General features: G+C 69.4%; 8 protein-coding genes. 1 reads left to right on the top strand and 7 read right to left on the bottom strand.

The features are described from left to right. Window positions 1-138 precede the first annotated feature (138 nt). Complete coding sequence (locus K2F54_RS18555; RefSeq protein WP_308287739.1) at window positions 139-414, top strand: UDP binding domain-containing protein; 276 nt, start codon at window positions 139-141, stop codon at window positions 412-414. A gap of 127 nt (window positions 415-541) precedes the next feature. Here K2F54_RS18555 and K2F54_RS18560 read toward each other — a convergent pair whose 3' ends face one another. The 7 genes from K2F54_RS18560 to K2F54_RS18590 all read right to left on the bottom strand — a co-directional run bounded on the left by K2F54_RS18560 (window position 542) and on the right by K2F54_RS18590 (window position 7625). Beyond that, a complete protein-coding gene (locus tag K2F54_RS18560) occupies window positions 542-1384 on the bottom strand; it encodes an ABC transporter ATP-binding protein (protein WP_220607342.1) in 843 nt (280 codons plus the stop codon). After that, window positions 1381-2226, bottom strand: coding sequence for an ABC transporter ATP-binding protein (locus tag K2F54_RS18565; protein WP_220607343.1), 846 nt, complete (start codon window positions 2224-2226; stop codon window positions 1381-1383). Before K2F54_RS18565 ends, K2F54_RS18560 begins: the two co-directional genes overlap by 4 nt. After that, a complete protein-coding gene (locus K2F54_RS18570) occupies window positions 2223-3125 on the bottom strand; it encodes an ABC transporter permease (RefSeq protein WP_220607344.1) in 903 nt (300 codons plus the stop codon). The genes K2F54_RS18565 and K2F54_RS18570 overlap by 4 nt, the downstream gene beginning before the upstream one ends. Beyond that, window positions 3122-4198 (bottom strand): ABC transporter permease, encoded by a 1077-nt coding sequence (locus tag K2F54_RS18575; protein ID WP_308287740.1) that lies wholly within the window; start codon window positions 4196-4198, stop codon window positions 3122-3124. The genes K2F54_RS18570 and K2F54_RS18575 overlap by 4 nt, the downstream gene beginning before the upstream one ends. A gap of 4 nt (window positions 4199-4202) precedes the next feature. After that, entirely contained in the window at window positions 4203-5786 is a 1584-nt protein-coding gene (locus K2F54_RS18580) for an ABC transporter substrate-binding protein (protein ID WP_220607345.1), read from the bottom strand. 211 nt (window positions 5787-5997) lie between these two features. Next, window positions 5998-6882 (bottom strand): GNAT family N-acetyltransferase, encoded by an 885-nt coding sequence (locus tag K2F54_RS18585; RefSeq protein ID WP_220607346.1) that lies wholly within the window; start codon window positions 6880-6882, stop codon window positions 5998-6000. A 158-nt stretch (window positions 6883-7040) separates the two neighbouring features. Continuing rightward, a complete protein-coding gene (locus K2F54_RS18590) occupies window positions 7041-7625 on the bottom strand; it encodes an Lrp/AsnC family transcriptional regulator (RefSeq protein ID WP_220607347.1) in 585 nt (194 codons plus the stop codon). Between the last annotated feature and the right edge of the window lie 430 nt (window positions 7626-8055).

Consider the following 8055-nt stretch of genomic DNA (forward strand, 5'->3'; position numbering starts at 1 on the left):
CCAGTGACCGTGGTCTTGATGGTCGGGCGGATGCCGACAACCTCGACCTCGGAGTTGATCTTGAGGGTTCCACGCTCCCACGTCGTCGACCTGGCCACAGCCGCTCTGGGTGAGCGCCTGCACGACGGGAAGGTGGGAGTGCTGGGTCTGAGCTTCAAGCCGCATTCGGACGACGTACGCGACTCCCCAGCGCTGGACGTGGCCGTGCAACTGCACGGTCTCGGGGCCGACGTGCTCGCGCACGACCCCAAGTCGAATGAGAACGCGCAAGCCAAGCACCCGCAGCTGAACTACTCGGAGAGCATCGCAGCAACCATCCAGGATGCCGAGTTGGTTGTGCTCGTGACCGAATGGCCTGAATTCGTCGCAATCGATCCCGTGTGGGCAGCTGGACTGGTGCGACCCCCACCATAATCGACGGCCGCAACGCACTGGACGCGGCCGCGTGGCGCGCGGCGCGCGGCGGGCTGGACTTACCACGGCATGGGACGCCCCTAGTCACACCAGGGCACCCAGCGGGCGGTCGGGTCCGGATCGGCGCTCAGACGCGCTCGAGCGCCCCGGGGAGCACGGTGGACCAACTGGCCGGGGCTTCGAGGTCGGGAGCGGCGGGGAGGATGCCCCTCCCGTCCGGGTGCGGGATGGCCGACAAAAGCGCCCGGGTATAGGGGTGCAGCGGGTCCGACCAGATGGTTTCGCTGCGCCCCGACTCCACGATCTTGCCGCGGTACATCACCGCGGTGCGGTCGGCGATCACTCGAACGACCGAGAGGTCGTGCGAGATGAAGAGCATGCCCGCGCCGGCGTCGAGACACAGTCGGCGCATCAGGCCGGCGACGGCGGCCTGACTGGACGCGTCCAGGGCGGAGATGGGTTCGTCGGCGACGATGAGGTCCGGCCGGGCGGCCAGCGCCCGGGCGATGGCGATGCGCTGCCGCTGACCACCGGAGAACTGGTGCGGGAACCGGTTCAGGAGGCTGCTGCTCAGCCCGACCGCTTCGATCCACTCCCCCGGGGTGGAGCCGGCCGCGCCACGTGCCACGGCCGCCATGATGCCGTCATTGATCTGAGCGCCGACGCGTTTGCGCGGGTTGAGCGACGAGTTGGGGTCCTGGAAGACCATCTGCATGGCGGTGAAGCGGTTCGGCCGCCGGCGCAGGCCGAGCGGGGGCACGGCCTCGCCGCGGTACAGCACGGATCCGGACCGGGGCCGCTCCATGCCTACGACCGCCCGGGCGGTGCTGGACTTGCCGCATCCGCTCTCGCCAACGAGCGCGAGCACCTCGCCGGGCCTGATCGACAGCCCGATGCCGTCGACGGCGCGCACGGTGACACGGCCGGGGTACTCGACGACGAGATCATCGATGGTGAGCAGTGCGCTCATGAGGTGCCTTCTTCGTCGGGGGAATCGAGGGCGGACGCATCCGCACCGGCGTCGGCGCGTACCGCGGGCGCCGAGTCGGGCATCGCGGCCAGCAGCGCCCGGGTGTACTCGTGGCTGGGAGCGAGGAAGATCTGCTCGCGGGTGCCGGACTCCACGATGAGGCCGTGCCGCATCACCGCCACGTCGTCGGCGATGGCGCTCATCACGCCGAGGTCGTGGGTGACCAGCAGCACGGCCAGGTTGCGCTCGATGGCCAGGTCACGCAGCAGGTGCAGGATGCCGGCCTGCACTGTGACGTCGAGCGCGGTGGTCGGTTCATCCGCCAGCAGCACCTCGGGGTCGCAGGCGAGCGCGATCGCGATGGCGATGCGTTGCCGTTGGCCGCCGGAGAACTGGTGAGGATAGCGCCCCAGCGCGTTCCCGGGGTCGGGAACCCGCACCCGGGCGAGCAACTCGACCGCGTGGCTGCGGGCCGCAGCCTTGCTGAGCTTGAGGTGGCGGCGCACGTGGTCGGTGAGCTGGTGACCGACCGTGAGCTGCGGGTGCAGGCTCGCCGACGGATCCTGGAAGACCATCGCCACTCGGCGGCCGCGCACGGCGCTGAGTTCGCGCCGGCGGAGTCCGACGAGTTCGGTCTCGCCGAGCCGGATGGACCCGGTGACGGTCGCGGTGCGGGGCAGCAAGCCGAGGACCGACATCGCGGTGACAGTCTTGCCCGAGCCGGATTCGCCGGCCAGCCCCTGCACCCGGCCGGCACGCAGGTCGAGGGACACCCCGCGCACCACGGCGGTGGCGCCGAAACCGATGGTGAGGCCGTCGATCTGCAGCACTGGCACGCTCATGCGACGGCCTCCCGTGCGTTCGGCTGCCCGGGCGCGACCGCGGTGGTGGCGGCCGCTTCACGCGCGCCACCCGAGACCGGGTCGAGGATGTCCCGCAGCGAGTCGCCGATGAAGTTGAACGCGAGCACCACCGTGAGAATGGCCAGGCCCGGGAACACGCCGATCCACCAGGCGTCGAAGTTCTGGATGGCGCTGGAGATCATGGAGCCCCATTCGGCGGTCGGCGGTTGGGCGCCCAGGCCGAGGAATGACAGGCCGCTGAGCAGCAGGATGGCGGTTCCCACGTCGAGGGTCGCGAGCACGACGACGGGGCCGGCGATGTTGGGCAGGATGTCGGTGAGCAGCGATCGTACCGGGCTGAAGCCGAGTAGCCGGCCGGCGATGACATAGTTCTGCTGGCGGAGGCTGAGCACAAGACTGCGGCTGACGCGGGCGTAGGCGGGCCACGACACGACGATCGCTGCGAGCACGGCGTTGAACAGCGACGGGCCGAGGGAGGCGGCGATCACCATGGCCAGGATCACGGTGGGGAACGCCATCACCAGATCGGTGAGGCGCATCAGCACCTCATCGACCCAGCCGCCGAAGTACCCGGCCACGGCGCCGAGGGTGGTGCCGATGGTGAGCGAGACGGCCACCAGGGCCAGGGCGAGCGGGATGGTGACGCTCGCGCCGCTCATCAGCCGGGAGAAGACGTCGCGGCCGACGGAGTCGGTGCCCATCAGGGTGTCGATGCCGGGCGCCTGCAGCCTCGGCAGCGTCTGCGCGTTGGGCGCATAGGGAATCCAGAGCGGCGCGGTGACCGCGATGAGCACCCAGGCCAGGGCGATGACCACACCGATCACGGCGAGCGGGGTCAGCCAGGCGCGTGGGATGGGGATGCGTCGGCGGCGGATCATCCGAGCCTCACTCTCGGGTCGAGGAATCCGTACAGCAGGTCCACCACGAAGTTGACGAGGAGGTAGATGACGCCCACGACGAGGCCCACGCCCATGACGCCGGGCAGGTCGAGGCTGGTGGCGGAGTTGTAGGCGTAGGTGCCCAGCCCCGGCCAGGCGAACACGGCCTCGACCAGCACGGTGCCGGAGAGCAACGAGCCGAACGCGATGCCGACCACGGTGAGGATCGGCAGCGAGGCGCCGCGCAGCACGTAGTCGAGCACGACGCGGGCGCCGCTGAGCCCCTTGGCCCGGGCGGCGCGCACGTAGTCCTGGTCGAGCACCTCGAGCACCGAGGTGCGGATGAACCGGGTGAGCAGGCCGACGGTGAACAGGGAGAGCACGAACACCGGCAGCGCCAGGTGGGCCATCGCATCCACGAAGCCCACACTGTCGCCGTTGAGCAGGAAGTCGAGGGTGTGGAACCCGGTGATCGTGGGCGGCGGGCTCAGCTGTGGGGAGAGCCGCCCGGAGCCCGGCGCGATGCCCAGCTGCAGGAAGAAGAGGTTGAACGCCACGAGGGCGAGCCAGAAGGTCGGCACGCTCAGCCCGATGAGCGAGACCACCCGCACGACCTGGTCGGTGACGAGGCCGCGGCGGTAGGCGGCCAGGGTGCCGAGGGCCACGCTCACGAACAGGCTGACCAGGATGGCGCCGATCGCGATCTCGATCGTGGCCGGCACCGCGACGGCCAGGTCGGCGGTGACCGCCCGGCCCGTGCTGAGCGAGCGGCCCAGGTCGCCCTGCAGCAGGTTGCCGAGGTAGGTGAGGTACTGCACGGGCAGCGGCTGGTCGAGCCCGTACCGTTCCACGTACGCGGCGACGGTGGCGGGGTTGTTCGAGGCGCCCTCGCCCAGAGCCGCGGTGATGGGATCGCCGGGCACGAGGTTGGTGAGGGCGAACGTGACGATGGTCACGCCGAGCAGCAGCAACACCGAGGTGCCGAGCCGGCGCAGCAGGTAGGAGGCGAGGGGGGACGTCGCCTTCTTGTTGCTGCGCCGGCTCGGACGAGGGTCAGTTTTGTCCAGGGTCACGCGGTCAGCTCGTGGGGCTCAACTCGGCGATGTCCATCGTCCACACCGCGTTGTACACGGCGCCGGTGACGGTGTTGGCCGTGGCGATGTTCGAGCCTGGCACGATCAGCGGTACGAACGGACCGTCCTGCTGCATCGCGGTGGCGAAGTCGGTGAAGATCGCCTCCCGGGTGTCGGGATCGGTCGCGGCGGCGGCCTGCGTGGCGAGGTCGGCGATCTCCGGGTTCGCGTCCGCTGTCCAGCCGGCGCGGAGGCCTACCTTGAGGCCGGGAGCGAAGGGCAGGAAGTTGGCCGTGTCGGCGTAGTCCGGGCCCCAGAACCACATGCTGAACGCCTCGGTGCCGTTCACGTAGGGGTCGATCTCGGTGGTGAACGGCGCGGGCGCCAGCTCGACGTTGATGCCGGCATCCTTCAGCTGGGCCTGCACACGCTCGGCGAGCGGGGTGAATTCGACGCCGCCGACCGGGTAGTCGTTCGGGTACTGCAGGCGCACGGTTTCCCCGGTGTAGCCGGAGGCAGTGAGGGCGGCGGTCGAGGCGGCGAGGTCCTGCTTGACGCCGTCGGCCAGGGCTCCGGCGAAGGACGGCGGGATCACGCCGGTCGCCTCGGAGGCGCCGGTGCCGGCCAGTTCGAGCAGGGCGTCGTAGTCGAGCGCGTACCGCACGGCTTCGGCGAACTTGGGGTTGGCGGTGACGCCGCCCACGGTGGCGTTCTGGTTCACCAGCAGGAAGATCGTCTGCGCGGACGGCACCGACGCGACGGTGAGGTTGTCGGCGAGGTTGGCGACCTGGTCGCCGTTGAGGTCCATGGCCACCATGGTGTCGCCGCCCTCGAGGTTGATCTTCTGGGTGGCGCTCTCGGTGACATTGCGGATCACGACGCGGTCGTAGGCGGCTTCCTCGTCGCCGTTGTACTCGTCGTTGCGGGTGAGCACGACCTGGGAGGTGAGGTCGAGCGAGTCGAGCACGAAGGGGCCGGAGCCCGCGGACTCGCCGTCGAGGAAGGCTTGCGCGGTGTCGGTGCCGTCGGTGGCGCCGCCGTTCTTCTCCACGACCTTTGAGTTGACGATGCCCAGCGCCGGGTTGGCGAGGATCGCGGGCAGCTGCAGCAGCGGGGTGGCGGTGGTGAACGTGACGGTCTTCTCGTCGACCTTCTCGATGGTGACCCCGGCGAGCAGGAAGGCGGGCTTGGCGTCGGCCATGCCCTGGATGCGCTGCAGGGAGAACACCACGTCGTCGGCGGTGATCGGGCTGCCGTCGGAGAACACCCGGCCGTCTTCGAGGGTGAAGGTGAACTCGGTCGCCGCGTCGTTCTGCGTCCAGTCGGCCAGGCCGGGGATGGGCGTGTTGACGTCGGATCCCTTGAAGTCGACGAGGGTCTCGTAGAGCGCCTTCGCGACCATGTTGCCGGTGGGGTCGTAGGTGTTCCCCGGGTCGGCGGTTTCGATCGAGAACGCGGCGTCGATCACGACGGAACCGCCGGAGGCGTCGTCGGTGTTCTGCGCGGAGTTGCCGCCGGAGCAGCCGGCCAGCAGGAGCGCCGCGACGGCGCCGATCGCGATGCCGGTGTAGCGGGGGGACGTACGCACGAAGTGCCTCCTGGAGTGAAACGGGTGAAAGTGTCGCAACAAGCAACCGCGGACGGTTTAGATGAGATTGCCACATCCCCCGACGATCTGTCCAACGGAACCGGCGGTGCCCGGACATTGCTCCGGTGTCACCGCCGTTCTTTGGCAGAACGTCTACAGGAGCCGACGACGCGCGCGCGGCGATAAGACGAATGCTCGTGTTTCGGGCGTGTTACACGACCTGAACGCACACGCTCCGGTGCGTCTGGCCGTTCTTCTCGAATTCTTCGACCAGGTAGACCAGGCCGTCGTCGCGCACCTCGGCCACGCTGACGGCCGAGCCCATCACGACGGACCCGTCGGTCACGAGGGCATGGGCGAAGCTGATCTCGATGCGGTCGTCGACGATCCGGCCCACCATGCGGCCCTGGGTGACGGTGTCGCCGGTGTAATCGCCCCAGACCAGGGTACCGTCCTGGCGGTAGAGAAACCGGGTGGGCGCCTCCGCGCTGACGTCGCTAGCGGTGGACGAGATCATGCGGAAGCTCAGTCCGTCGAGCAGGAGGGGACGATCGGCGGCGGGTGCAGGCATGGGAACCGGTTCTTTCGGGGCGGGGCTGAGCCGTCGGAACGACAGCAGGGGCGGGTGGGCGGAGGCTGTGGGGGCAAAGCCCAGGCGGGTGAGCACGCGGGCGGATGCGGCGTTTGGCGCCTCGATGACGGCCTCGACGGCGGTGACCCCGAAGCGGCGCTCGGCCGCCTGCAGCAGGTGAGCGGCGGCCTCGGTGGCGAGGCCGCGTCCCTGCGCGGAGGCGGCGAGGACGTAGCCGAGCTCGGCCGTGGTGTCGGACGTACGCTTGAGCAGGATCTCGCCGACGACGGTGCCGGCCTCTTCGATGGCCAGGACGATCCAGTCGCCGGCGGTGCGCGCATCCGTCTGCCGCAGTTTGGCGCTGAGCGCGGCGAGGGTGGCGGCGCGGTCGCGCACCGGCCAGGGGATGTATCGGGTGATGTCGGGGTCGCCGTGGAAGAGCACGAGGTCGTCGAGATCGTCGAGCGTGTGCGGGCGGAGGAGGAGCCGCTCGGTGCGCAGCGGGAAGTCGAAGGTCCAGATCACGCCCCGAGCCTAGACCGCGCGCGTGGGGCCGCGTGAGGCCGTTGGACGACCTTGGCGTGCCGGCCTCGGACGCGCCGGTTCTGTCCATTCGGGCGGGTGGCCCGGGTGGGCCGCGTTAGACGATTGAGGCGGCGGGTGGTGGCGCCCGCCGGCGGGGCTCATTGTCTGGGCAGCGATTCCCGTTCGGCGGCGGGCCGGGTCCAGCGGGTCATGCCGAGCCGCTCGGCCTGCTGCGGACGCTGCGGGATGTCGCTGGGCAGCAGGTACGGTTTGCGGATCACCTCGTCGAGCACCACGACGCTCACGACAGCTTTGATCTCGGGGCGGATGGCGACCACGCCGGTGACGAATTCGTGCACGCTGCTCACGTCCGCGGCGCGGATGAGCATCATGGCATCGTGCTCGCCGGTGGTGATGGAGCAGTACTCCACATCGGGCATGCCCTGCAGGGCATCCCTGAAGGATTTCCACATCTGCGGGTGGACGGTGACGAACACCAGGGCGCAGATGTCCAGGCCCACCAGGCGCGGGTCGATGCGGGCGCTGAAACCGGTGATCACACCGGAGCGCGTGAGAAGCTCGACGCGGTTGTACGCGCTGGCACGGGAGAGGTTGATCTTCTCGGCCAGGGCCGCCATGGAGATTCGGCCGTTCTCGCGCAGCTCTCGCAGGATGTGCAGGTCGACCGAGTCCAGGGCGGGCTTTGCCGGCCGGGACGACTCGGAGTCGGGCAGCTCGGCCATCACCGGTGCCGCTCGGTCGTTTTGTCTAGCGTCATACCCAAATAGTAGACACATCGGCTAGCGCTGCGGAGGCTGAGGGAGAAATCGTCTGACCGGGTCTCGACAAGCTCGACCGACGAGATGGGCGCGACCCACACGCTGATCGAGCTTGTCGAGATCCCGACCCCCGCTCAGACACTGACCGACGAGATGGGCGCGACCCACACGCTGATCGAGCTTGTCGAGATCCCGACCCCCGCTCAGAGACGACACACGAGGTCTCGACAAGCTCGACCGACGAAATGGGCGCGCCCGCGCGCTGGGCTCGACCGACGAAATGGGCGCGCCCGCGCGCTGGGCTCGACCGACGGCTGGGGTTAACGACAACAGGGCCGGCCCCGAAGGACCGACCCTGTGATCTCGACAAGCTCGATCAACGAGCGCTGGGCTC

The sequence above is a fragment of the Cryobacterium inferilacus genome, from assembly GCF_019599185.1.
In the GTDB taxonomy this organism is placed as follows: domain Bacteria; phylum Actinomycetota; class Actinomycetes; order Actinomycetales; family Microbacteriaceae; genus Cryobacterium; species Cryobacterium inferilacus.